Source organism: Oceanobacillus sp. FSL W7-1309 (assembly GCF_038002145.1).
Taxonomy (GTDB): Bacteria; Bacillota; Bacilli; order Bacillales; family Amphibacillaceae; genus Oceanobacillus; species Oceanobacillus profundus.
This window is the reverse complement of record NZ_JBBOBX010000001.1, coordinates 2165934-2191768: the sequence shown is the minus strand read 5'-3', so window position 1 is coordinate 2191768 and position 25835 is coordinate 2165934. Positions and strand designations below refer to the sequence as shown.

Annotated in this window: 27 protein-coding genes and 1 other annotated feature; of the genes, 6 read left to right on the top strand and 21 right to left on the bottom strand. The window is 38.6% G+C overall.

The genetic code is table 11. From position 1 onward, the window contains the following. Positions 1–6 precede the first annotated feature (6 nt). The 5 genes from treP to NST46_RS10430 all read right to left on the bottom strand — a co-directional run bounded on the left by treP (position 7) and on the right by NST46_RS10430 (position 7749). Positions 7–1947, bottom strand: a complete 1941-nt coding sequence (treP, locus tag NST46_RS10450) for a PTS system trehalose-specific EIIBC component (RefSeq protein WP_340002885.1) — start codon at positions 1945–1947, stop codon at positions 7–9. A 295-nt stretch (positions 1948–2242) separates the two neighbouring features. Next, positions 2243–3319, bottom strand: coding sequence for a PQQ-dependent sugar dehydrogenase (locus NST46_RS10445; RefSeq protein WP_340002884.1), 1077 nt, complete (start codon positions 3317–3319; stop codon positions 2243–2245). A 428-nt stretch (positions 3320–3747) separates the two neighbouring features. Beyond that, positions 3748–5574, bottom strand: a complete 1827-nt coding sequence (gene typA / locus NST46_RS10440) for a translational GTPase TypA (protein ID WP_340002883.1) — start codon at positions 5572–5574, stop codon at positions 3748–3750. Between the two features lie 130 nt (positions 5575–5704). Continuing rightward, a complete protein-coding gene (locus NST46_RS10435; protein WP_340002882.1) occupies positions 5705–7060 on the bottom strand; it encodes a sensor histidine kinase in 1356 nt (451 codons plus the stop codon). A gap of 2 nt (positions 7061–7062) precedes the next feature. Beyond that, positions 7063–7749, bottom strand: a complete 687-nt coding sequence (locus tag NST46_RS10430) for a response regulator transcription factor (RefSeq protein ID WP_340002881.1) — start codon at positions 7747–7749, stop codon at positions 7063–7065. Positions 7750–7970: 221 nt separating this feature from the next. Here NST46_RS10430 and NST46_RS10425 point away from each other — a divergent pair, with 221 nt between their 5' ends. Further along, positions 7971–9296 carry a S1C family serine protease gene (locus tag NST46_RS10425; protein WP_340002880.1) on the top strand — a complete coding sequence of 442 codons (1326 nt, stop codon included), beginning with the start codon at positions 7971–7973 and terminating at the stop codon, positions 9294–9296. 19 nt (positions 9297–9315) lie between these two features. On the opposite strand, the gene NST46_RS10420 is transcribed toward NST46_RS10425, so the two are convergent. Further along, complete coding sequence (locus tag NST46_RS10420) at positions 9316–9456, bottom strand: hypothetical protein (protein ID WP_341137155.1); 141 nt, start codon at positions 9454–9456, stop codon at positions 9316–9318. Positions 9457–9539: 83 nt separating this feature from the next. Between NST46_RS10420 and NST46_RS10415 the strand changes: the two genes are divergently transcribed. Continuing rightward, on the top strand, positions 9540–10310 hold the full coding sequence (locus NST46_RS10415) for a zinc ribbon domain-containing protein (RefSeq protein ID WP_340002879.1): 771 nt from the start codon (positions 9540–9542) through the stop codon (positions 10308–10310). A gap of 70 nt (positions 10311–10380) precedes the next feature. Here NST46_RS10415 and NST46_RS10410 read toward each other — a convergent pair whose 3' ends face one another. Further along, entirely contained in the window at positions 10381–11040 is a 660-nt protein-coding gene (locus NST46_RS10410) for a TraR/DksA C4-type zinc finger protein (RefSeq protein WP_095311807.1), read from the bottom strand. A 453-nt stretch (positions 11041–11493) separates the two neighbouring features. On the opposite strand from NST46_RS10410, the gene NST46_RS10405 reads away from it, so the two are divergent. Further along, the gene (locus NST46_RS10405) at positions 11494–12366 is read left to right on the top strand and encodes an NAD(P)-dependent oxidoreductase (protein WP_095311805.1); all 873 of its coding nucleotides are present in this window, start codon (positions 11494–11496) and stop codon (positions 12364–12366) included. A 115-nt stretch (positions 12367–12481) separates the two neighbouring features. Here NST46_RS10405 and NST46_RS10400 read toward each other — a convergent pair whose 3' ends face one another. From NST46_RS10400 to NST46_RS10375, 6 genes are all read right to left on the bottom strand, one after another. Further along, on the bottom strand, positions 12482–12724 hold the full coding sequence (locus NST46_RS10400; RefSeq protein WP_187393167.1) for a hypothetical protein: 243 nt from the start codon (positions 12722–12724) through the stop codon (positions 12482–12484). A gap of 22 nt (positions 12725–12746) precedes the next feature. Further along, complete coding sequence (locus NST46_RS10395; protein WP_340002878.1) at positions 12747–13460, bottom strand: class I SAM-dependent methyltransferase; 714 nt, start codon at positions 13458–13460, stop codon at positions 12747–12749. A gap of 87 nt (positions 13461–13547) precedes the next feature. Further along, positions 13548–13745, bottom strand: a complete 198-nt coding sequence (locus NST46_RS10390; protein ID WP_067726342.1) for a cold shock domain-containing protein — start codon at positions 13743–13745, stop codon at positions 13548–13550. 415 nt (positions 13746–14160) lie between these two features. Then, positions 14161–14595 (bottom strand): spore coat protein, encoded by a 435-nt coding sequence (locus NST46_RS10385; RefSeq protein WP_095311784.1) that lies wholly within the window; start codon positions 14593–14595, stop codon positions 14161–14163. 35 nt (positions 14596–14630) lie between these two features. Continuing rightward, positions 14631–15170, bottom strand: coding sequence for a spore coat protein (locus NST46_RS10380; RefSeq protein WP_095311782.1), 540 nt, complete (start codon positions 15168–15170; stop codon positions 14631–14633). Between the two features lie 122 nt (positions 15171–15292). Next, complete coding sequence (locus tag NST46_RS10375) at positions 15293–15499, bottom strand: spore coat protein (RefSeq protein ID WP_095311780.1); 207 nt, start codon at positions 15497–15499, stop codon at positions 15293–15295. A gap of 151 nt (positions 15500–15650) precedes the next feature. Between NST46_RS10375 and NST46_RS10370 the strand changes: the two genes are divergently transcribed. Then, positions 15651–15860, top strand: coding sequence for a hypothetical protein (locus NST46_RS10370; protein WP_341137154.1), 210 nt, complete (start codon positions 15651–15653; stop codon positions 15858–15860). Between the two features lie 325 nt (positions 15861–16185). Here the strand turns inward: NST46_RS10370 and NST46_RS10365 are convergent, their stop codons facing one another. Then, entirely contained in the window at positions 16186–16458 is a 273-nt protein-coding gene (locus NST46_RS10365) for a hypothetical protein (RefSeq protein WP_340002877.1), read from the bottom strand. 238 nt (positions 16459–16696) lie between these two features. Between NST46_RS10365 and trhO the strand changes: the two genes are divergently transcribed. Next, on the top strand, positions 16697–17668 hold the full coding sequence (gene trhO, locus NST46_RS10360; protein ID WP_340002876.1) for an oxygen-dependent tRNA uridine(34) hydroxylase TrhO: 972 nt from the start codon (positions 16697–16699) through the stop codon (positions 17666–17668). 82 nt (positions 17669–17750) lie between these two features. Here trhO and NST46_RS10355 read toward each other — a convergent pair whose 3' ends face one another. Both NST46_RS10355 and NST46_RS10350 read right to left on the bottom strand, forming a co-directional pair. After that, on the bottom strand, positions 17751–18443 hold the full coding sequence (locus NST46_RS10355; protein ID WP_340002875.1) for a hypothetical protein: 693 nt from the start codon (positions 18441–18443) through the stop codon (positions 17751–17753). Continuing rightward, entirely contained in the window at positions 18440–19552 is a 1113-nt protein-coding gene (locus NST46_RS10350) for a mandelate racemase/muconate lactonizing enzyme family protein (protein ID WP_340002874.1), read from the bottom strand. Before NST46_RS10350 ends, NST46_RS10355 begins: the two co-directional genes overlap by 4 nt. Positions 19553–19635: 83 nt before the next feature. Between NST46_RS10350 and NST46_RS10345 the strand changes: the two genes are divergently transcribed. Next, positions 19636–20109, top strand: a complete 474-nt coding sequence (locus tag NST46_RS10345; protein ID WP_303449093.1) for a glutathione peroxidase — start codon at positions 19636–19638, stop codon at positions 20107–20109. An 85-nt stretch (positions 20110–20194) separates the two neighbouring features. Here the strand turns inward: NST46_RS10345 and NST46_RS10340 are convergent, their stop codons facing one another. The 5 genes from NST46_RS10340 to proS all read right to left on the bottom strand — a co-directional run bounded on the left by NST46_RS10340 (position 20195) and on the right by proS (position 25275). After that, entirely contained in the window at positions 20195–20917 is a 723-nt protein-coding gene (locus NST46_RS10340) for an amino acid ABC transporter ATP-binding protein (RefSeq protein ID WP_340002873.1), read from the bottom strand. After that, positions 20910–21569: an amino acid ABC transporter permease gene (locus tag NST46_RS10335; RefSeq protein WP_095311766.1), complete on the bottom strand. Its 660-nt coding sequence runs from the start codon at positions 21567–21569 to the stop codon at positions 20910–20912. Before NST46_RS10335 ends, NST46_RS10340 begins: the two co-directional genes overlap by 8 nt. Positions 21570–21590: 21 nt before the next feature. Next, positions 21591–22385: an ABC transporter substrate-binding protein gene (locus NST46_RS10330; protein WP_118889752.1), complete on the bottom strand. Its 795-nt coding sequence runs from the start codon at positions 22383–22385 to the stop codon at positions 21591–21593. Between the two features lie 33 nt (positions 22386–22418). After that, positions 22419–23579 (bottom strand): M20 family metallopeptidase, encoded by a 1161-nt coding sequence (locus NST46_RS10325; RefSeq protein WP_341137153.1) that lies wholly within the window; start codon positions 23577–23579, stop codon positions 22419–22421. Positions 23580–23835: 256 nt separating this feature from the next. Continuing rightward, the gene (proS, locus tag NST46_RS10320; RefSeq protein WP_251660383.1) at positions 23836–25275 is read right to left on the bottom strand and encodes a proline--tRNA ligase; all 1440 of its coding nucleotides are present in this window, start codon (positions 25273–25275) and stop codon (positions 23836–23838) included. Between the two features lie 301 nt (positions 25276–25576). After that, positions 25577–25799: a binding site (T-box leader), on the bottom strand. Positions 25800–25835: the final 36 nt, after the last annotated feature.

The following is a 25835-nucleotide window of genomic DNA, read 5'->3' as shown; positions in this document are numbered from 1 at the left end:
GTTGAATTAATGTGTATTTAATTTTCGTTTTGCAATAACGTACGTAATGACAAAAGGTAAAATGATTACAATTGCCATTCCGATACCAAACGAAACCCATCCAGATGGAACAATGGAAAGAATTCCGGGTACTCCGCCAACACCAATGGAGGTTGCAAGTACATTTTGCATCGTAATAAAGGCACCAGCAATAGCAGCCCCTGTAATTGCTGCATAGAATGGATACTTATATTGCAAGTTAACTCCAAACATGGCTGGCTCTGTAATTCCTAACCAAGCCGAAATCCCAGACGTACCTGCAAGTCCCTTTAATTTCTCCTCTTTTGCAACTGCCATTATCGCAAATGCTGCAGCACCTTGCGCAATGTTAGATAGTGCAAGAATTGGCCATAAGAATGTCGTTTCTGTACTGCCAATCAGCTGTAAGTCTACTGCTAAGAAGGTGTGATGCATTCCCGTGATAACTAATGGTCCATAGATTGCTCCATATACGAGACCACCAATGATTGGTGCTGCTTCAAAGATAGCGATCAAACCGTCTGTAATCCAGTTTCCCACTGTAAACGTGACTGGTCCAATAATAATGAAGGTTAAAAAGCCTGTAACGAGTAATGCAACCGGAGCAACGATTAATAATTGCAACGAATCAATAACACGTTTTCTCATAAATAGTTCAATCTTTGCTAATACCCAAGATGCAAATAATACTGGCAATACTTGGCCTTGATAACCAATCGCCTCAATTTCGAACCCGAATAAATTCCATGTTGGTACTTCTCCAGCCTCTAGTGCTGCCCCATAAGCCCAAGCGTTTAATAAGTCTGGATGAACCATGATTAAACCAAGTACAACACCTAACAGTTCACTTCCACCAAATCGTTTCACTGCAGACCAACCAATTAAAGCAGGTAAGAAGGTAAAGGCAGTATTCGCGATTATATTAATCATACTTGCCAGGCCAGCCCACTGTGGATACATTTCAATCACTGACGGTGCTTCTCTGCCAAAGATTCCAGGGTTAGCTAAGATATTATTAATCCCCATTAATAGTCCTGCTGTAATAATTGCAGGAAGAATTGGAATGAAGATATCTGCCAGTACTTTAATTCCTCGCTGTAATGCATTTTGCTTCTTGACGCCAGCAGCTTTCACATCCTCTTTCGATGCCTCTTGGATGCCGGTTTCATTGACCATCGCTCGGTAAACTTTATCTACGGTCCCTTGTCCAATAATAATCTGAAACTGACCGTTAGTAGAGAAAGTTCCTTTTACAATATCCATCTGTTCTAATGCTGCTTTATCAACCTGATCCTCATCTGTTAAAGCAAATCGAAGTCTGGTAACACAATGTGTTGCTGCTTCCACGTTTCCTAATCCACCTACAGCTGTAACAATGGCTTCGGCTTCCTCACTATACTGTGTTCCCTTTTTTGTGATTGTTGAACGTTCTTCTTTCTTTTCTACTTTTATGTTAGCCTTTAGAAACTGACTCTCTCCGGCTATAACATTTTCTTCACCCGTTTTCTCCAGGTTCTCAATTATATCTCCGTTTGTAATTATAATTGGTGTAATGACACTAGCGGCTTTACGCTTAATTAATTCAAAATCAAAGGTTACAAGCGGATCTCCTATACTTACTTGATCGCCTTCATTCACATGAACCTCAAAGCCCTCTCCATCAAGATTAACTGTTTCTAATCCAATATGGATAAGGATCTCAATTCCTGATTTACTTTTTAATCCAATAGCATGCTTTGTCGGAAACGTAAGTGTTACTTCACCATCAATTGGCGCAACTACTTTTCCCTCCGTCGGATCAATTGCAAGTCCATCACCCATCATCTTTTCTGAAAAGGTTGGGTCTGGAACATCTATTAATGGTATGCGCTTACCAGTAAGTGGTGCATATATTGACTCTACTGCTCGCGTTTTCTCCTCGTTCACCATCCTAAACCTCCTATAATGCTTGTTTATATTATACTCCTAAACTTGTATATACATGTTACGTTACTTAGTATAACTTGTATATACAAGATTTGCAAGTGCTTACATAGGAGTTGTTTTAGAAAAGGTGTGTCACGTTTACCTTTCCCTATATAACAGACACCTAAAACCAATCATTTTCCTATGCAAGAACAAAAGCGCAAGCACCCGGGTAGAAAGTTACCCACAGCATTCAATTTTTATAGTTTCCTGCAAGTAAAAAGCCTTTCGTCCGTTAACCGAACAAAAGGCTTTCAAACTAATGTAATTGATTTTCCGGAATAGGTATATACAACAGGCGATCATCGTTTTCTGCTGGGTTACCTCTACCATCGGTATTATTTGTAATAATGTATAGACCATTCTCTGCTGCTAACACATCTCGCACTCTTCCCACATCGGATACAATCAATTCTTCCGTTTCATTCACCGGATCCATTTTCCTGAGTCCTTCCCCGCGTAACGAAGCAAAGTAAACATTACCTTCATAGTAATCTAAACCAGATGGTGCCCATGTTTCATCTCCTGAATGAATAACTGGGGTTTCCATCCCATCCTCCATTTCATCTCCCTCAATTATTGGCCAACCATAGTTAGCACCTGGGTTAATTTGATTGATTTCATCATGTGCCTGATTTCCGTGCTCCGTAGCAAACAATACACCTTCTGGGCTCCATGCAAGCCCTTGAGGATTACGATGGCCATAGGAAAACACATATGAATTAGCAATTGGGTTGTCCTCCGGGATTGAGCCATCCAAATTAAGCCGCAGTATTTTTCCTGCTAAACTATCTCTTTCCTGTGCTAATTCCGGAATTGATGCATCCCCAGTCGTCACATATAATTTATCATCTGGGCCAATCTCCATTCTTCCACCATGATGAAAGGCTCCGCCAGGAATTTCATCTAACAGAACGTCTGTCTCTACCCAATTATCATTTTGTTCTTCAATCGTTACAACACGTTGATAGGTTTCCCCTTTTTCCTGATAGGAATAATAGGCATATGCTTCATTCGTATCAGGAAAATCTTCTGGAATTACAGTACCTAAGAGTCCAGCTTCTGCTTCATCAGATAGTTCCATTTCCAATTGAACGTCTTTTCTTGTCTGCTCTTCCCCATCAATTGTGACAATTGAGCCAGTTCGCTCACTAATATAAAAAGTATCACCAAGCTTTGCGATTGACCATGGGGACTCTAAATTCTCAGCAAGCACTTCTCTTTCTCCTTCGGGTACAGCTTGTTCCGTATCGTTTTGTTCCTCCTCGGTTTTTTTTTCACCTGGTGTACCATTTTCTATTGTGCAACCTGCAAGACTTAAACAGATAAAGACCATAACAAATACTCTGTAACGGATATGGAATCATCTCCTTTCGATAAATCAGTCAGTATAAGTCTATCCCTTGTTTTTATATAAACGAGGAACTAGATTTCCCCCCCTGCACCTACGTCTTACTTTTACTTGAAATAATTAATAAACAAGCTACCTATTATGATGACTAAAACAACTATTATCATAAAACCAGGACTTCCAATAAACGTTCTGTCAAATGTATCTCTAGGATCTTTTTTATCCCTATCCATTAAGCCAACTCCCTATCTAATATTGTAGCTACTTTCATTTTAACGAATTAATCGCCGTTATAAAACCATTTAGAAGTGATTATTATGAAATATCGGACAACAATGAATAGAAATGTGTGTATTGATCGGCAAAAACAGAAACAGCAATGGTAATTTACTCACCATTGCTGTTTCTGTGACTTATTTACTTTTCTTCGCTGCTTTTTCACGTTCGTTTTTATTTAAAATCTTTTTACGCAAGCGAATTGATTCTGGTGTTACTTCACAATACTCATCATCGTTTAGATACTCTAACGCCTCTTCTAGAGACATATCACGCGTTTTGCGGATTGTGGATGTTTGATCTTTTGTAGCAGAGCGAACATTCGTTAAATGTTTTTCTTTCGTAATATTAACGGTTAGATCATTTTCACGGTTATGCTCGCCTACAATCATACCGGCGTAAACTTCTGTACCTGGGTTAACGAAGATGACTCCGCGGTCTTCTAATCCCATAATTCCATAAGTTGAAGCTTTTCCATTTTCCAATGCAACAAGTACACCTTCACGTCTGCCGCCAACTTGCCCTTTGATTACTGGCTCGTATGCATCAAACGTATGGTTTAAAATACCATAACCACGAGTTTGTGACATAAATTCTGTAGAATAGCCAAGCAATCCACGAGATGGAACTTTAAATTCAAGACGAACTTGACCATTTCCATGGTTTACCATATCAAGCATTTCGCCCTTACGTGCCCCAAGTGACTCCATAACTGCTCCAGTATATTCTTCTGGCACATCGACTTGTACACGTTCTACAGGCTCGGATTTCACACCATCAATTTCCTTAATGATTACCTGCGGCTTAGAAAGCTGCAGCTCGTAGCCTTCACGACGCATGTTTTCAATTAGAATGGACAAATGAAGCTCACCACGCCCAGAAACAATCCATGCATCCGGTGATTCTGTCGGGTCAACCCGCAGACTCACATCTGTTTCTAATTGCTTCAGTAACCGTTCTTCGATTTTACGAGAAGTAATATATTTTCCTTCGCGACCAGCAAATGGACTGTTATTAACAAGGAAAGTCATTTGTAATGTTGGTTCATCAATGCGTAAGCGCGGAAGCTCGTCTGGATGGTCTGCTGGACAAATTGTATCTCCTACATTCAGATCCTCCATACCAGAAACAGCGACAATATCCCCTGCTTTTGCTTCCTCAATTTCAATTCGTTTTAATCCAATAAAGCCAAATAGTTTCGTAACACGGAAGGATTTATTCGTTCCATCCTCTTTCAATACAACAACTTGCTGGCCAACTTTGATTGTTCCGCGAACAATACGCCCAACACCAATTCGTCCAACATAATCATTATAATCAAGCAATGTTACTTGGAACTGTAATGGGTCTTCACTATTATCAGCGGGTGCCGGAATATGCTCCATAATGGTAGTGAAAATCGGGTCCATTGTTTCCTGCTGATCTTCTGGTTCAAGACCAGAAGTACCGTTTAATGCTGAAGCATAAACGACAGGGAATTCAAGCTGTTCATCATCTGCTCCAAGCTCGATGAAAAGATCAAGCACTTCATCAATAACGTCATTTGGTCTTGCATTTGGTCGATCTATTTTATTTAAAACAACAATTGGTGTTAATTTCTGTTCTAGTGCTTTCTTCAATACAAAACGTGTTTGTGGCATCGTACCCTCGTAAGCATCTACAACTAGTGCTACACCATCAACCATTTTCATGATACGCTCTACTTCGCCACCGAAATCAGCGTGTCCTGGTGTATCTAAAATGTTTATCGTCGTATTCTCTTGATACTTTACTGCAGTGTTCTTTGCCAAAATCGTAATTCCACGTTCACGCTCAATATCACCTGAGTCCATCGCACGTTCGTCAACTTGTTCATTTTCACGGAAGGTTCCGGAATATTTTAAAAGCTGATCTACTAATGTCGTTTTACCATGGTCAACGTGGGCAATAATTGCGATATTACGAATATCTTCTCTTAATTGCATAAAAAGTACGCCCCTCTATTATTCACAGGATGTTCAACTAGAAAATTATATCATATTATTTTCATTTGAACAGCTTTTTTTACAATTTCTTAAAAAAACTGTTCTCCATTGGTGACAATTATTGCAAGCATTAGCCTTTATCCATGCCTTTTCTTTCTTGAAATAAATGAACCTCAAACTTTGCACCACCAAGCTCCGATTTTCCAACTACTATTTTCCCGTTTGACTGTTCCACAATTGCGCGTGCAATTGCTAGTCCTAAACCAGTTTCCCCGTCTTTTCCTTTAACAAACCGATGAAAGATTTGTTCTGCTTGCTCCTCTTCAATACCTTCTCCATCATCTTCAATGATAATCGCTACATATCGCTTTTCTTGAATGACTCGAATAGAAACCTCTGATTTCGCATGACGAATACCATTAAAAACAATATTTAATAGAGCTCTTAAAAATTTTTCCTCGTCGGCAACAAATTCAATGTTTTCATCCACATGATGATGCAAATGAATTCCTCTTTCATTGATTAATGGAATAACACGATCAACAACTTGGGCAATCAATAACTCTCCTTCTATCGCTGTTGGGGTATAGGAGGATGGTTCACTGTCGAGTTTCGCCAGTAGGATCATTTCATTTATGATTTCTTTTAAGCGCTTCACCTCGGAGACCATGACTTCTAACCCTTTTTCCTGCTCTTTATCCTCAAATATTCCATCTTTAATCCCTTCCGCATAGCCTTGGATAGTCATCAATGGTGTCTTCAATTCATGGCTGGCATTTTGGAAGAAGGTTTGCTGTGAATTCATATATCTTTCCAGTTCCTTGGCCATTTCATACACACTTTGCTCTACTTCTTTAATTTCTCCAGTTGCCTTTACTCGATTCATCTCGTTAAACTGTCGCTTTTCAATTTTCTTTAGCTCTCCCTTTAATTGGGAAAGTGGTGTAACGAGCTTATTTGTCATAAAATAACTTAGTAAAACAGCGGCAGCAGCTCCTATTAAGAAAACGAGAAGTAAGCGGACAAAAAAGCTTTGCTGTACAACTGTTAAATCATGCATCGGTGTAAGCAAGATCAATTCTAATCCAGATATCTCCGGATAGAACAAAATTCTGGACGTGACAAATCGCTCATTTCCATACTCCCAAAGTGTTTGATCAGTTGCCGAGAAATTATTCGATTCAAAGAAATCACTGGCAACTGGAGCGGACATTGTAGACATTAATACAGCGTCACGATTTCGATCATATAGAAAAAGCTGCAAGTCCTGATCCTCCAGAAATTCATAAAACTGTCTGTAATCACCAACCGTTTCAAACTGTTCGTTAAGAAAACTAACTAAAAGCTCTCCCGTTTCCTTCAATTGCCGCTGTTCGTCTTGGATTAGCAAATCAAGAATCAACGAGTAAATAACATAGCTAGCTGCTGCCATAATGACTAGTAGCAGCGTTGTAAAGGCCGCATTTAGCTGTGATTGAAGTTTCATCATTACTCCTCTTCTTTACGCAGTCTATATCCATAGCCCCACACCGTTTCCAGCGGGATATGGTCCATTTTTTTACGAATCCTTTTTACTAAATCATCTACAGCTCGATCACTTCCGAAATAATCATTCCCCCAGATTTTTAGTAATAGCTCTTCCCTCGAAAAAGCCCGGTTCGGATTTTCGGCAAATAGCAACAACATCTCGTATTCTTTAGATGTTATTTCATATTCCTTTCCTTGGAAGAAAATTCGACGGTCATCCCTGTAGATTAAAAGATGGTCCACCTTCAGCCTGTCTGTCTCTTCCTCAGCGTGATTTTGTTTTGGCTGCGTTCGCCGGAAAAGTCGCTTCACTCTTGCAATAAGCTCTCTAGGACTAAAAGGCTTTGTTAAATAGTCATCACCGCCTAATTCAAGTCCTAGAATTTTATCGATTTCTTCATCTTTCGCAGAGATAATGATAATCGGTACATCACTTCTCGTACGTATTTTTTTACAAAATTCATAACCATCCATTCCTGGCAGCATGATATCAAGAATCCACATATCAGGCGGGTCATTTTCCCAGAGCTCCCAGCCTTTTTCTGCAGAATCCATAATCGTTACGTCATAGCCTTCTTTCTTTAAATAAGCAGAAACAATATTTTGGATGTTCGCGTCATCTTCAACAAGTCCAATATGATAATTCATGTTATGTCACCTTTTTCAAATAATAATAGAGGTTGTTTAAAAAATCCGGTAAATAGGTTCAGAAACTTATTCTAGTTCTATTTTTACATAAACCGACCATTCTTCACACCAATATGTACCATTACACATTTTTTCCACATTTATCCCAAATAGTTCCCAACATGGTTCTCTATAATAAAACTATACAATAGTTTCTATAACAAACAAGGGAGGACACTTTAATGGATAATAACAATGAATTTCATAATAAAGACGATCGTGATTCCAATTTCCTTGATCATCCAGACGTACAAGAGGAACAAGCAGAAGCAAGTAAATCGGAAGAATATAATACAGATAAACACACATACAAGTCAGAAAAGAATGAACCGACCTCCAATAAGAAGCGGACTTTTAGCGGACTCGGCAGCGGACTCGTTGGTGGTATAATTTCGGCTGTTATTGTTGCGCTTTTGTTCACAAATAATTTGATTCCAGGAGACACAGTTGAAACGAATAACAATGAAACAACAGAAGAGACTTCAACACCAAACATTGTCGAAACACTAGCCACAGAGGAGGCGGATGTTTCGACCAATATAAGTGAGGTCTCTGAAGCAGTAGTAGGTGTCGTTAACATGCAGCAGGGAAATGTTTGGGAAGGTAGTCAGGAGGCTGGTACTGGATCTGGAATTATTTATAAAAAAGAAAATGGAAAAGCATACATCGTAACGAATCAGCACGTTGTTGCCAATGCCAAAGAGGTTGAAATTGTATTAAATGATGATGAACGTATACCAGCAACTGTACTTGGCGGGGATACGCTTACCGATTTAGCAGTGCTAGAAGTTGACGGTGCATCAATTGACACGGTTGCAAACTTTGGAACTGCCGATGAATTAGCAGTTGGTGAAACAGTACTTGCAATCGGAAATCCATTAGGTCTAGACTTTGCAAACACTGTTACAAAAGGAATAATTAGCGGGCTAAATCGAACTGTAGAGGTTGATACAAACAAAGATGGCCAAGCGGATTGGATAACGGAAGTGCTGCAAACAGATGCAGCAATTAACCCTGGTAATAGTGGTGGAGCATTAGTGAACTCGAATGGAGAAGTTATTGGTATCAACTCCATGAAAATCGCTCAAGGTGCTGTAGAAGGGATTGGTTTTGCCATTCCAGCAGATGCTGCACTTCCGATTATGGAACAGCTCGAAACAAATGGTGAAATATCACGTCCATTAATCGGGATAAGCACCGCATCACTAAATCAAGTGCCACCGCAATACCGATATGAAATCAATCTCCCAGAAGATATTAAAGGTGGTATGGTTGTCGCAGATGTACAATCAGGCTCTCCTGCAGATGCGGCAGGTTTACAGCAATTTGATGTCATTACAAAAATTAATGGTCAGGAAGTAACATCCATCCTTGAATTGCGGAAGTACTTATATTCCGAAACAAATATCGGCGATGAAATTGAAATAGAATATATTCGTGACGGTGAACGTCAAACAACGAATATAAAGCTTGTTGAACAAACTGAGCAAACTGAAGAGAATGAATAAGTATGAGCACGGGTCTGCCTTAAAATACATTTTTTAAGGCAGGCCCGTTTTTTAAATGAATGATGACGAAACCAAAATCGTCCACTTTTCGTACATATAGCATAAGCCCTTGAATAAGAATGATATAGTTGCTTTTGGCTACATTCTTCCGTAAACTCATTTTGAACAAGGTATTTAGTAGAACTTTGTCGAAAGTAGATGGTATAAGTCATCTGCTCATCAAATTAGAAAGGAAGTGTAAAAATGATCTGTCCATCTTGTAAAGAAGAAACAGAATCAGGAAAATTTTGTACGAATTGTGGAGCATCACTGACACACGAGGAGGCGGCAGCAACTTCAGATCCTAATCCAAATCTTACATCAGAAGTAATAGCTGCTGAACCGAAACAACCTGCTACTGCGGAAAATCAATCGACCAACGAAGCATTGGAAAAAGGAAAACAAGTAGCTGGTAACTTTGGAAACTTCTTCTTAACATTGATAAAGAATCCAAGCCATGCAAAGAAAATTGATGGTAAGGAATGGATCTCCGGAACTATAACGATCGCCATTTTTATTTTATTATTCTCCCTTAGTACTTTTATCACATTGAATAGCAGTTATTTCGGTACGACGTTTGTTGAAGGCTTCCTAGCGCCATTTTTACGATTGTTAATTTTATTCGCAGTTGTTATCACCTTGATTTTTGGTGGTTTAAAGGTAGCTGCTCACAAAGCAACGATTACGGGTACTACCGCTAAAGTAGGAGCTTATCTTGTTCCTTTCCTTACCATTGCAATTTTAGGTGTACTACTTGCATTTGTAGGGCTCCCATTTGCTGGAACGTTGATTTTAATTAGCCTAGTTGCTCCAATTTTGCTTATTCCAACATTTATTATGCTTGAACAACCAGTTAACGGATTTGATTCTATTTATGTATTGATTGGAATTTATATTGTCAGTATGCTTATCGCTGGTTATCTTATCCAACAAATGATTTTCGCATTTTTAGGTGGTATAACGGACTTATTTTAAATAACGATTCATTAAGTGCAAAAAAACCTCTTTATGAGAAGGCTCCTGGCTGGTTACAGGAGCCTTTTCTTTATTCCTCATGTTTATCATGATTTGGTGCGACACCAGTAAATTTTCCATGAATATCTGCAGCAAGTATATTTTCTAAATCTTCAACAGATCCTACATTTTCGTCACTGTTTGGAAACATATCATTATAATGCTCTTTATCACCATAGAAATCAGATGGGGTCTCTGAAGTTCCATAGCGACTAACTTCCTGCCATGCATCTTCTGCATCATACCCAACTTGCTCCTCATCTGTGACTTCGTCTGGATTTATGTTTGGACTGAATACTTCTTCTTCAATTGGACGCCCTCGGTTAAACGCTTCGGACTTTGCATGCTCTATACATGTATCTGTTGTCGGAACTGCAACTAAACGCTCGTAAGGAATGTCTGCACCGCATATTTTGCATATACCATACGTTCCTTCTTCTAGCGCATGAAGGGCTTTATTGATTTCTTCCAATTCCTTTTCAGCATGTTCATTAAGTGCTAAATCCTTTTCTCTTTCAAAAAGTTCGCTCCCTGTGTCGCCAGGGTGATTGTCATAATTTGACAATTCACCAGACGTTTCCTGAGCAAATTCATATTTCATTCCAAAGTGATCCTGAACGTGTTTAATTAATTCCGATTGCCGGGTAGTTAAAGCTTCTTTGCATTTGGATAGTTGCTCTTTACGGATCATTGCTATCCCCTTCCATCAATATGATTACTGCTAACTATACTATGTGTAGATGGAGCGTATTGATTCTATAATACCGCTCCCAAATCATGTCAATGCGGGGAATCTTCCCCTTCTCTATTGTTATAAACTACAACTTATTCTATCTGTTTTATATTTTCCAGCCTGTGAAAAAGGATTCAAGCAAGAATTGTCGAATACTTATATATAGTGCATTTCAAAAGGAGGATGAAAAGGACCGAGAAGTTCGAGGCGGCATAGCTTTGAGTACCGGAACGTATGCAATTAATACGTGAGGAACGCAAAAGCAAGCCAACGAGCTTCCACAGGATGTGGTGACTTTTGCGTTGCCCACAGGACGTGGGCGGTTTTAGCAGAAGGTCCCCTACGATGTGTCATTTTCACCGGACTTTTTGAACAACCTCATATAGAATGGATTATAAGGAGAGACTAGTTATGCTTACTAAAGATACATCAATAGGTTTTGTCGGAACTGGAGTTATGGGGAAAAGTATGGCAAGAAATCTGCACCAGGCTGGATATACGATAAACATCTATACGCGCACAAAAGAAAAAGCGAAAGAATTATTGGAGCTTGGAGCTGCCTGGAAAAGCTCTGTAGCTGAGCTTGCTTCATCTTCGGACGTCATTATTACGATGGTTGGGTATCCAGTTGATGTAGAAGAGGTATATTTCGGCGAAAACGGTATTTTGGAAAATGCAAAAGCGGATAGCTTTGTTATCGATATGACCACCTCTAAGCCATCGTTGGCGAAAACAATTTATCAAAAAGCAAAAGAAAGAGATATACATGCTTTAGACGCACCTGTTTCCGGCGGAGATGTTGGCGCAAAAAACGGAAAGCTATCGATAATGGTTGGTGGTAACAAAGAAGCCTTTTCAACACTTCTTCCACTATTTGAAGTAATTGGTGAGAATATTATGCTACAAGGTGAAGCAGGTTCCGGCCAGTATACGAAAATGGTAAATCAAATAACGATTGCTACTACAATGATTGGTGTTTGCGAAGCCATTGTTTATGCAAAAAAGGCTGGCCTTGACCCGGAGCGTGTTCTCGAAAACATTTCATCTGGTGCAGCTGGAAGCTTTTCACTTTCAGTGCTCGGTCCCCGTATGCTTGCAGGCGATTTTGCTCCTGGTTTTTACATTAAGCATTTCATTAAAGATATGACGATTGCACTGGAATCTGCAGAAGAATTGGGACTTGAGACTCCTGGGCTATCCCTGTCATTAAAGCTATATAAGGAACTTGCTGAGAATGGTGAGGAAGACAGCGGAACGCAGGCACTAATGAAATGGTTTGAATAGCAGCAAAGCGCATACGCCCGTTTAGCGGAAGTATGGACTGCCCCCCGTACATTGGGGTGGTTCAGCTGATCGAACATTCATACGCAGGAGATAAAGAAAGCGGGAATACACCAGATCAGTTATCCCGCTTTTCTATATGTTCTTGAACGATAAAGGCTAAATCATCATTACCAAATAATTGCAGTACATTTAATACGGTTTGATCAGTAATCTCAGCTGATTCTTTGGCGGGTACCGTCTCCTCTATGATCTCTATTAGAGCATTGTTTTTCAGCTGACCTGGATATGCCTTTTCATAAAGTTCAACTGGATCCAGCTCGTTATTAATACACCACTGCGAATAAATCAATATCATCATTTTTTCATCGTTTTGATAGCTCTCAATAACTTGTTTGTCTTTTTCGTTCACTGTATTCACCTACATTCCTCAACATAAATACCCACATAAAAGAGAGTGATTGCTTTAATTTTAACGGAAGATCATGATAATGTCTTTTTTCCACCCCTGCTTTATAAACACCGTAGCTGTCAATACATTCTAATGAAAGCTCTGAAGCAAGTTGACTGAATTCCCACGGCATCATAGTATTGCAAATCGCCTTTTGTCCATGTAAACGTGGATAGCTATTTGTTCTTGGTCCAGCTGTCGGTCCAAGAACACCAACACAGAGTATTCCATTTATGTTTACAACCCGCTTCATTTCCTGCAAAGCAAAGAGTGGATCTTCTACCCATTCGAGTATATTGATTGCCATGATCCCGTCAAATTCTCGCGCTGCAAATGGTAGCTTATTTACATCACCTTGAAAAAAATGAATATTATCCATTTCACTAGACTTCGCTATCTGAATCATTTCCGGTGACAAATCAACACCCGTTACATTATAACCACTCTTGTACAGTTTGTGTGTTCCATATCCATCTCCGCAGCCGATATCAAGTAGCTTACTGCCCTGACTAACAAAATTATTCATAAATGGAAGAACATCTTTTCTGCTTCCATTGTCCCACATATCTCTACTTCGTTTGTTCCAAAATACTGCACGCTTATCCCACTCGGTTTCTGCCTCATATTTCCAGTTAAATGAAGCCATCTCAATCCCCCTCGTATGAATGTCATCCATAATCAAAAAAAGACTTATCCCGTAAAAAGGGACAAGTCTTTATTATAATTATATTGATTATAAGCGCGTAACGTTAGCAGCCTGAGGCCCGCGGTTACCTTCTACGATTTCAAATTCAACTTCTTGACCTTCTTCAAGCGTTTTAAAGCCTTCAGCTTGGATTGCTGAGAAATGTACGAATACATCGTCTCCATCTTCACGCTCGATAAAACCAAAACCTTTTTCTGCATTAAACCATTTTACTTTACCAGTCATTTGATTGACCTCCCTATACAATATCGTGCAAAGTAATTGAATCATAAATACTTTTACACCATCTTGAAAAAGAGATCGTAAAGTATTATTCAAACTCCAATTTCCTTTTGCTATCTTAACTTTAACCTCTTTTTAGTAAAAATGCAAGCGTTTATAAATTAATTTACGGTTAAAACTAATTGATTTTTTTAATAATAACAAAAAAGGTTAAAATGAAGAATTATTTCTTTTAAATTGGATATATACAAAGATAATAAAGCCTAAATCAAGTCTCAGCAAATATACTCCGGTACAAAACCGGAGTATAAGGTATTAAATCTTTCCGAATAATCTGCATAGAAAGCGGGGGAAAATTCGATCCATATAAAATCTATTTCTTCTTAACATCTATTTTTTTGTGTCTTAAGATATTCTTCTAGAATACATCCAAAGTTGCTACGATAGCTATAAGAATTTGTATCAACAATTGAATATTAATCGCTACATCTGCGTCCAGTGTAATGATTCTGACATGTTTTGAACAATCAACAATTGTTTTTTGACGATTGCTCTGTCTTGTTCTAGAAATCTGTTTAAAGTCTTGCAAGACAGCCTTTGCCCGTTCAGAATCACCAATTGATATACTAAGAACTACTGCGATTGCTGCTTGAATACCAAGTTGCAAGGAGACTGCAGCTTGCGCATCTGTTGTAGATACATGAACATCTTCAGAGTTCTTAATGATTATCCATTCATCTGATACCTGCTTAACAGAATCACGCTGTACAGCTTCTTGTTCCACGTCAGCATTATTGTCCTCCCTATGATCATCACAGTGATCTAAAGCTCTCCATTCTTTATACTTCGACATATTCTATACACCTCTTTTCAGTAAAATTTTTCATTTTATAAAATGTCGACGATTATGACCAGTGCTAATAATAACTGCAGCAAAGCCTGAATATTGACTGCTAAGTCTAAATCTGTTGTAGTGACCCTTGCATCTTTTGTATTGTAAATATAGATTTTTTGTCGGTTTGATTGAGTCAAATCAAATTGCTGTATTAACTCTTGTGATACTGCTTCACTTTGATCAGAATCTCCGATTGTAATTCGTAATACTAGTGCAATCGCAAGTTGTAATCCTGCTTGCAGAGAAATTCCTGCTTGCGTATCCGTAGTATTAATCTCGATATTACAGGACTCTTTTACCCAAATTAGCTCCGCTGACTCTTGTTCCATAAATGCAAATTCATCACCGTTTTGTGAATCTGTTGCATCATTGTTATAAAAAAAGTTGTTTTCAAATCTTGATTCGTTTCTTGACCCATTCCTACACCACTCGCCACAATTATTACCACTGCTTCTGCGACGTTCTTTGGAATCTACATAAAACTGTTGCTTGCTGTTATCACTATAATCTCTTGACCGTCTGTAAACTCCCATCTTGACACTCCTTTCTTCTGGTTATAAGATAATTTATGGTTTTTAAAACTAGAAGATTGTATAGTTGTACTAGTAATCTTATAAATAAAGAAAACACCTACGTGTAGGTGTTTTCATACTATTTATTCTTCATTTTGATTTGCATTTCTCTTTTTGAATTGATCAACTTGGTCTTTTAAATCTTCTACCATTTCTTTTAGCATATGCTTCTGCTCATCAGTCAAATTCTTCTTTAATTCATCTGGCTTAATGCCATTTTTTCTGAATATACTATCGACCATAAGATCAACTACTTTTTCCGGTATTTGCTGCTTCGGTGCATCACTCATTCACTTCACCCTCTTCCATTTAATATATTTTATACTATGGAAGTTAACTAGAAATTGACTATGCTGTTGTCTATGATGAGTGAGCGTACTACATCAGGAAAGTTATATTTAGGCAGTATGAAATTGTGAACGGAAAGCTATTTACCGATTTGTGGTGAGACTAAAAGATATATTTATTAAGCATTCTACTGCATACTTGCCAACAGTTTTTACGCATGTAAAGGCATATTTTATCAATGTAAGCAATATAAGTGAAAATATCTTTTTTTCTTCAAGGCTGCATCAAAATTGTGATGAAGGTATTTCATGTATTGAGGAAAATGGGAGAAAAGCTCTGAACCAGATGAAATCACTTGGATAAACGATATCATAAGCTAAATGTTCTGGAATATAAACCTGAAAAAAAAAGATACGAACCCGTTTACATTCAAACTGATATTAAAATTACATAAATATTTACAATGACCTGTAAATACCGGAAGAAGCCAAGAGAAAATAGCAAACGAGAGATTTAATAGACAAAAAACCTTAGGTATTGAGCTCTCTAATTCCCGAAAATAAAACACTATGTTAGTAATTTAAAACCTCTTCCATTTCTTTAACTTGACACTTAAGATTGATAAAAGTGAGGGTTAAAGTTTGAAGTATATTAAATGAGTTTTAACCCTCTTATCAAATAAAATAACTTACAATAGTTCACAATTTAATTCGTCTGCTAATTCCAAATCCCATTCGTCCATTATTCTGTTGAAAACACTAGGTGTCATACTCTCAGGTCTCTCTTCTACTGAATCAATAAGCACTTTCAATCTATTTAATTCATTTATTACATCATCCCCTGATTGGATTAATCTCTTTCCTGGACAAGAGTTTTTTCTAAACGATTTCCCTTCCTTACTATTCAGGAGATGAAATGAACGAAATAAGAAGTCCTCAGTATAGCGAAATACCGACTGCATTGATAATAATACCTCTATTTCACCTTCTGACAAGTCATTGTTACTAAGTAATAACCTTAGTGATTGTAGACTATTAGATGTATCTGTGGAAACTACAAATACGTTTTATCTTTGGATTTTAGAAGAGGGTGGCAAAGAGACAAAAAAAGTGATAAAATAACTTCTTGCAAGATAAAAAGAGAATACCGACTACCAACCATTTATATCTTGCAAATATGAATGAACAGGTGGTAATGAAATGGAAAGCAATCAAAATTATCAGGTTTTATTGTACTATAACTATGTTCACATTGAAGATCCAGAAAGCTTCGCTGCTGAACACCTCAAGTTTTGTAAAGACCTTGAGTTAAAAGGCCGTATCTTAGTAGCAGAGGAAGGCATCAATGGTACCGTTTCTGGAACAGTTGAACAAACGAATAAATACATGGAAGCAATGCATCATGATTCACGTTTTGCAAACATGGTATTTAAAGTTGATGCACACGATGGACATGCGTTTAAAAAGATGCATGTACGTCCACGTAAAGAATTAGTTACACTTCGTTTAGAAGATGATATTAATCCACTTGAAACAACAGGAAAATATTTAAGTCCAAAAGAGTTTAAAGAAGCTTTATTGGATGAAGATACTGTTGTGTTGGATGCGCGTAATGACTATGAATTCGATCTTGGCCATTTTCGTGGCGCGATCCGTCCAGACATCAAAACATTCCGCGATCTTCCAGAATGGGTACGTGAAAATAAAGAGCTATTAGATGGCAAAAAAGTTTTAACGTACTGCACAGGTGGTATTCGCTGTGAGAAATTCTCCGGGTGGCTTGTAGAAGAAGGCTTTGAAGATGTTGGTCAATTACACGGCGGAATTGTTACCTACGGGAAAGATCCAGAGGTACAAGGAGATCTATGGGATGGACAATTGTACGTATTCGACGAACGTATCGCTGTACCTGTAAATCGAAAAGAACACGTTGTAGTCGGCGTTGATTATTTCGATGGTGAGCCGTGTGAACGCTATGTAAACTGTGCGAACCCTGAATGTAACAAACAAATCCTTAGTTCTGAAGAAAATGAGCATAAATATTTACGCGGATGCACACATACTTGCCGTGTAACACCACGTAACTTGTACGTGAAAGAGCATAACCTATCTCAAGAAGAAGTGGAAGAACGCTTAGCACTTCTTGGTGAAAGCTTTAAGCAAGAAGCGTAATCAATATAATATAAAAGGCTGCTGCACGAAACACATTCGTGCAGCAGCCTTTTTTAAAGTCCGCTTCCATTTCAAACATGGACTATTTTTCAAACCTTACATAGACTTCTTCTCCGTCCATCCTCATCGATACACCATAATAGCCTAACGCTAACACATCCTGCTGTTTTGCAATATCATCCATACGGACCTCAATCCACTCTTCCAATTGCAGTTCGGTCTCACTTGATGCTAAATCCTTCCTAAATACATAGCGAAGCTTGCCATTGTATTTGTCTTTAAGAACAGCAATTTTCATACCTAAAGAAAATTTATCCTTTAAACTGGGAAAATTAAAAGGAGCAACCGTTGATAATAGATAGCGATAGCGATTTCGGTCAACATTACGCAGTAACAGCTTGCCCATATATGTCTGCAGCCCATTTCCTCGAAACCTAGGATCGACGTTTGAGATTTCGGAATATAAAATGCGATGGAATTCTGTTTGTTTTAACCCGATATCCGCACCTAATCCCTCATCATCATTTTCAGGGGCAAGCATCGCACGAAATGCTATTAGGTTATTCTCTACAAAAATACCGATCATCATTTGCTTATCCTCTAGAATATTCGTAAATTCCTCCGTGGTAAGTGGTTCTAGCACATCGGGGTGCGGGAGACCGTTTACGACTTTCTTTTGTAATTCCAGGATTCTCGCCAAATCTCCAATCCGTAAATATCTGGCATAAAAAATTTGTCCATTACGAAGTGCTCCTGTTTCTATTCGTTCACTCATCGACTAACCCTTTCTGAATGTATGGTTAAATCGTTTAATATTGCTTCGTCTATATCAATTCCAAGTCCTGGTTTTTCATTTAATTGGATAAACGGTACATCGTACTTCAAATTACCGACATCTTTTGCAAATTTTAAAGGACCTGTTAATTCAACACTTGTTATTATTTTTTTCGAGAAAGCTACATGAAATCCAGCTGCTGATCCAACGGAGGACTCGACCATTGAACCAACCTGACATGTTATTCCTGCCATTTCAGCTATATGTGCCAGCTTATTTGCCGGGTAGATACCGCCACATTTCATGAGTTTAATGTTCACTTTATCTGCGGCACGCTTTGTGATAATATCTCGCATATCTTTCATACCTTGCAAGCCTTCATCAATCATCATTGGAATGGTTGATTTCGCTTTTGCTTCAACCATTGCATCAAGATCATCACCAAGCACTGGCTGCTCCAGCCAATCGATGGACAAATCCTTTAGTTTTTCCAATGCTTGTAATGTTTGAGCACTTGTTTGCCATCCTTGATTCACATCAACCCGAAGTGCGATATCTTCTCCTACACGTTCACGAATGCTGCGAATCCGCTTAACATCGTCTACAATATTTGTTCCAACTTTGATTTTAAAGGAACGGTATCCTTGTTCAACTCGTTCAGCAGCTTCTTCTGCCATCTCCTCTGGCGCGCCGATACTAAGAACATGTGTGATTGGGAATTTCTTATGATATCTTCCGCCTAGCAGCGTATAAACAGGGACACCGAGTGATTTGCCAGCAGCATCGTAACAAGCAATATCAATCGCAGCCTTTGCTGTCGGTACCCCCTTAACCAGTCTGTCCATCTTATCGTGGAGTCGTTCTATATGTAATGGATTCTCTCCAATCATGGCTGGAGCTAATTTCGTCCGCAGAAGCGCATATGTGCTATCCCATGTTTCTCCAGTGATATGCTCATCAAACACGCTTTCTCCGTAGCCAATGATTCCAGTATCTGTTGTCAGCTTCACAATAATAGAGGGCATGGAATCATATCTTTCATAGCTAATAATAAATGGCTGAATAAGCGGAAGCTGAATTGCAAATATTTCAATTTCCGTGATTTTCATTGTATACTTCCTTTCCATTTTATGAGTTAATTGACTAGTCATCATCCACTTGCTATCCTTCTTAATAAAGGGAGGGGTTTCATATGTCTGTTTACAATTATAAAGCAAAAACAATCCAAGGTGATGAGAAATCGCTTGCTGATTATAATGGTAAGGTATTACTAATCGTGAACACCGCAAGCGAATGTGGCTTCACACCTCAATTCCAAGAGCTACAAGAGCTATATAAAAAATACAATACAAAAGGGTTGGAAATTCTTGGCTTCCCTTGCAATCAATTTGGTGAACAGGATCCGGGAGCAGATACACAAATTGCCCAATTTTGTAAGAAGAACTATGGTGTTACATTCCCGATGTTTAGCAAGGTCGATGTAAAAGGGGAAAACGCTCATCCGCTATTCTCTTATCTTACTTCAGAAAAGAAAGGGCTCTTAACGGAACAAATCAAATGGAACTTCACCAAATTCCTCATCGATAAAAACGGACAGGTCGTTGAACGGTTTGCTCCACAGAAAAAACCAGCAACGCTTGAAAAACAGATTGAAGCATTGCTTTGAGAATTTGAGAATTTGAGTACTTCAAAAACCCTATAGCGATAGGAAAACTCCCCCCACAATTATGTTGGAAGGAGTTTTTCATCTTCTATAGTACTTTATCTAAAAAGTCTTTCGCACGGCTCGTCTTCGGTTCTGTGAAGAATTCCTTCGGGTCCCCTTCTTCCATCAAAACACCGCCATCCAGAAACAAAACTTTATCTGCTACTTCTTTTGCAAAATTCATCTCATGTGTAACAATAACCATTGTCATCCCAGTTGTAGCCAAATCCTTCATAACATCAAGCACTTCTTTTACCATTTCCGGGTCTAGTGCAGATGTCGGTTCATCAAACAGCATAATTTCTGGTTCCATCGCAAGTGCTCTAGCAATTGCAACACGCTGCTTTTGCCCACCTGACAAACGATTTGGATAAGCATCTTCCTTATCCGTTAAACCAACTTTTGCAAGTAACTCTTTGCCTAATCTATTTGCTTCTTGCTTTGAGAGTTTTTTTACCTTTTGCGGTGCATACGTCACATTTTCCAAAACCGTCATATGCGGAAACAAATGAAAATGCTGAAATACCATTCCGATATTTTTACGGATTTTTAATTTATCCACTTTTCCTGCTGTAATATTTATGTCGTTTATATGAATCTCACCTGATGTCGGTTGTTCTAAAAGATTCAGACATCGCAGAAACGTAGATTTACCCGAACCAGATGGTCCAATAACCGCAACAACTTCGCCATGCTTAATCGTTGTTGAAATACCTTTAAGCACTTCATTCTTTCCAAATGTTTTAGATAAATTCGATGTATTAATCACTCTGTCTCATCCTCCGTTCTACAAGTCCACCAATTTTCGTGAGAATGAATACCATTACCCAATAAATTAGCCCAGCAAATAAAAGCGGCTCAAAATTACGATAAATATCTGCACCGACAATTTGTGCCCGGCGCATTAAATCTAAATAACCAATAGTAGATACGATAGCTGATTCCTTTGTTAATGTAATAAACTCATTCATTAATGCAGGAAGGATATTTTTAAAAGCCTGCGGTAGGATGATATTCAGCATCATGGATTTATAAGGTACTCCAAGTGCTTCTGCTGCTTCAGTTTGTCCTTTATCAACTGCCATAATTCCGGCACGAATAATTTCAGATACATATGCCGCCGAATTCAATCCAAATGCAAGCACTGCTGACACAAATGCCGTAATATCTAATCCAGTTAGCTGCGGTACCGCGAAATAAATAATCATTAATTGCAAAATAAGCGGCGTCCCTCTAAAAATAGACGTATATGCATCTGCTATCCATTTTAATAATGGTACCTTTGTAATTTTACATATTGCTAATAATGTACCTAGAATGAATCCTACAATAATCGATATACTTACAAACTTTAATGTTGCCACTATTCCTTCCAATATAAAAGGAATATAAGGCACGATTTGGTTGAAGTCCAAATTCATGCCTATCACCTCAATTCCCTACTATTCTGATTCTGTTAACCATTTTTCTTGTAATGCTTCAATTTTACCGTTGGACTGAAGCTCTTCCAACACACCGTTGACATCTTCCACCAATTCGCTTTCTTTCGGGAATGCAATTGCCATTCCTGGAGAGACGGTTGTTGGATCATCAAAACCAACAAAACCTTGAGATTCAATGTAACCTGTAGCTACTTCTTTATCCATATACATTACATCAAGACGATTGGAATTCATTTCTTGTACTAAAATACCTGCATTATCTACTTTTTTCACTTCAAATCCATACTCTTTACTTAACTCGTCAGCACCTTCTTCTTGAATGGTTCCAAGCTGAACTCCAACGATTTTCCCTTCTAAATCTTCTAAGCTTTCTACTGGTGCATCTTCTTTCGTAACAAACATTTCTCCTGAGCGATTATATTCGATTGAAAAATCCACATTTTTCCTGCGATCCTCTGTCGCACTCATTCCTGCCATAACCATATCCACACGTCCAGCTTGCAGCGCTCCAACCAAGCCATCAAAATTCATATCTTCAATCTTTAGTTCATACCCTAATTCATCCGCAATTAATTGTGCCAATTCAATATCGAATCCAATAAAATTACCTTCTGTATCATAGGACTCAAACGGTGGGAAGTCAGCTGATGTTGCCATGGTAAGTACTTCCTTATTTCCTGCTTCATCTGACTCCGCATTATTTTCATTACCAGTCCCAGTTTCACTTGTTCCACATGCCGCAAGCAATGCAATGATTGCAGCTGCCATCAATAATTTAACCAATGAAAATTTCATGTGATTAGCCCCTTTGTCCAATTATGTTTTTTATTATTTCGTTTTTTTAAATTCATCTTGTATTGCTTTAAATAATTTACTATCTGTTAATACATCATAGCCAGTCTTTGCTAATGATAACGCGCCATCATGAAGTGCTTGATGTCCCTCTTCTGTAATGGTAGTATCAGCAAATTCCTTTGTATGCGGAACGAGCGTTGCTTCATTCATACCGATATAAGGGTGGATCGCTGGTACAACTTGGCTTACATTCCCCATATCAATTGAACCGTACGTTGCCTTCGGCGGAAGAACAGCTTGATTACTCGTTTCCTTCAGATTTTTCGTATATACATCGGATAAAACTTGATTCGTAATCATGTTATCATAGCTTAATTCATAGTTCGTTATTTCGAGTAATGCACCAGTCATACTCGCTGCGCCCTCTGCAATATGTTTTACCTTTTCAACAACTTCATTCAAATAGTCACGACTTTTTGCTCGGACATAAAACTGTGCTGTTGCTTTATCCGGAACAACATTTGCCGCCTGGCCACCATCAGAGATAATTCCATGGATGCGAACATCTGAAGTGACATGCTGTCGAAGTGCATTAATACCATTAAATAACTGAATCACACTATCTAGTGCATTAATCCCTTGCTCAGGAGAAGCTGCTGCATGGGACGGTTTTCCAAAATAACTAAATTGAATGGCATCCATCGCCAGCGATTCTCCACTCTCATGAGATGTCCCACCAGGATGAACAATCATTGCTACATCGATGTCATCAAATATTCCTTGTTCACTCATCGGTACTTTAGCCCCGTTTGTTTCTTCTGCTGGAGTGCCTAGTACAATAACACTACCACCAACCACATGTAAAAGTTTACTAAGTGCTACTGCTGCACCGGTACTCATTGTTCCTATTAAATTATGACCACAGCCGTGACCGACGCCTGGTAATGCATCATATTCTGCTAAATATGCAATTTTAGGACCTGGTTTGCCACTATTAAATTCTGCTTTAAATGCTGTCGCTCTTCCTACGATATTTGTTTCAATTTCAAATTGATGTTCTTTCAAAAATGCAACTAGCTTTTGCATCGACTGATATTCCTGATCTCCAAGCTCTGGATTTTCATATAAAGAATCACTAATATTCAATAGTTGTTGTTTAATTTTTCCTATTTCTTCTATCAACTGCTGCTTCATTATTTCCTCCATAAGATGTATATTTATTAGTTTGTATGTATATTTATAGCACAAATCTACTAGATTGCCAATAGGTAATCGCAAAAAATAATACAGTCAATGTTTTCGGATTAATCCATTAATTTAAATACCGCGGCTTTAAATCTTTTACTATTAAATTCTACGCTCCTAAGCAGATCGCTTTCACCTCTCTGGTCTGCAGCAGATAAAATAAAAACGAGCATCGCTTTACGCAATGCTCGCTTCAAATTATTTATTAATATGCTTTTGCCCAAATGACTAATTCTTTCGCTTCTCTGCCACAGCACACACATGTATCTGCAACCTTTTCCTGTTCGAATGGGATACAGCGCGATGTTGCTGTTGTATCTTCTTTGATTTTTTCTTCACACTTCATGTCGCCACACCACATTGCTTTGATGAATCCGCCTTTTTCATCTAATGTTTGCTTGAAGCTATTCATATCTGTTGCAATGGTAGTCATTTCATTACGATGCGCTAATGCTTTGTTATACAGATTTTGTTGCACTTCTTCCAATAATGCTGGCAAACGTTCTTCCAAGTCACTTAATGGAACAAATTCTTTCTCCCCAGTATCACGGCGCGCAAGAACAACTTGATCTTTTTCAATATCTTTTGGTCCCATTTCAATACGAACTGGGATACCTTTCATTTCGTATTCATTGAACTTCCATCCTGGCATTTTATCGCTACCATCAATATCGACACGAACAATGTCTTTTAACTGATCACGTAATGCATATGCTTTATCCAATACACCTTCCTTATGCTGTGCGATTGGAACAATCATTGCTTGTGTTGGTGCAATACGTGGTGGTACTACTAAACCACGATTATCCCCATGCACCATAATTAAAGCACCCATGATTCGTGTTGAAAGTCCCCAAGATGTTTGGTGAACAAATTGGCTTTCTCCATTTTCGTCCAGGTACGTAATATCAAATGCTTCTGCAAACCCAGAACCGAAATGATGAGAAGTTCCAGATTGTAGCGCCTTACCATCATGCATTAAACTTTCAATCGTCAATGTATATTTTGCACCTGCAAATTTTTCTTTATCTGTTTTACGTCCTTTAAGAACCGGAATTGCTAAATATTCTTCAACAAGAGATGCATAAACCTCAAGCATTTGGTTTGTCTCTTGAGATGCCTCTTCATCTGTCGCATGTGCAGTATGACCTTCCTGCCAATGGAATTCAGAAGAACGCAAGAACGGACGAGTTGTCTTTTCCCAGCGCACAACATTTCCCCATTGATTATAAAGCTTTGGCAGGTCGCGATAGGAATGAATATTTTTTGAATAATAGTCACAGAAAAGCACTTCTGATGTCGGACGGACAGCAATTCGTTCTGCTAATTCATCGTCTCCACCATGTGTTACCCAAGCAACTTCTGGTGCAAATCCTTCGACATGATCTTTTTCCTTTTGCAATAGGCTTTCAGGAATGAATAAGGGAAAAGCAACATTCGAATGTCCTGTTTCCTTAAACATACGATCCAATTCATCCTTAATATTTTCCCAGATTGCATAGCCATATGGCTTAATAATCATCGTTCCACGTACTTGCCCATAATCAACTAATTCTGCTTGTTTTACGACATCGGTATACCATTGCGCGAAGTCGTCTTCCATTGCAGTTACTTTCTCAACAAACTGCTTATTTTTTTTACCCATACGTAACACCTCATTATGATAAATATTTACTTTACTAAATAGGCTTCAAAAAGGTGGATGAAAAAGACTGAGGTCGGCTAAGATCGCAACGTCCTTTTGCAACGCCGACACTAGCACGTCCTGTGCGTCGAAAATCGCGGCGGCATAGTTCCCCGTATTGTGCTTCCACAGGCTGGAAGTGGTGACTTCGACGTTCGACACAGGACATGTCAGTTTTTAGTCGAAGGTCTTCTATTCTCGATGCGTCATTTTCAGCAGACTTTTTGAACAGCCTTTTAAATACAAAAAATCCTCCATCCGAAAAAGGGACCGAGGCTTGGTGGTACCACCCTTGTTTGCACGGGGACTCCCCCTTTGCACACTTCACTTGATAACGGTTATAAACCGCGCACATCTTCTAGTCTTTGCCTTTCTGATGGCGAACTCTGAGGCAGGTTCCAATTGCGTCTTACGGAAATTCACACCATCCATTTCCTCTCTTGGAAAGACAAGCCAATTGTACTAATCCTCATCAACGTTTCATGTATTTCATATTTAATATATAGGTATGAAATTATAAA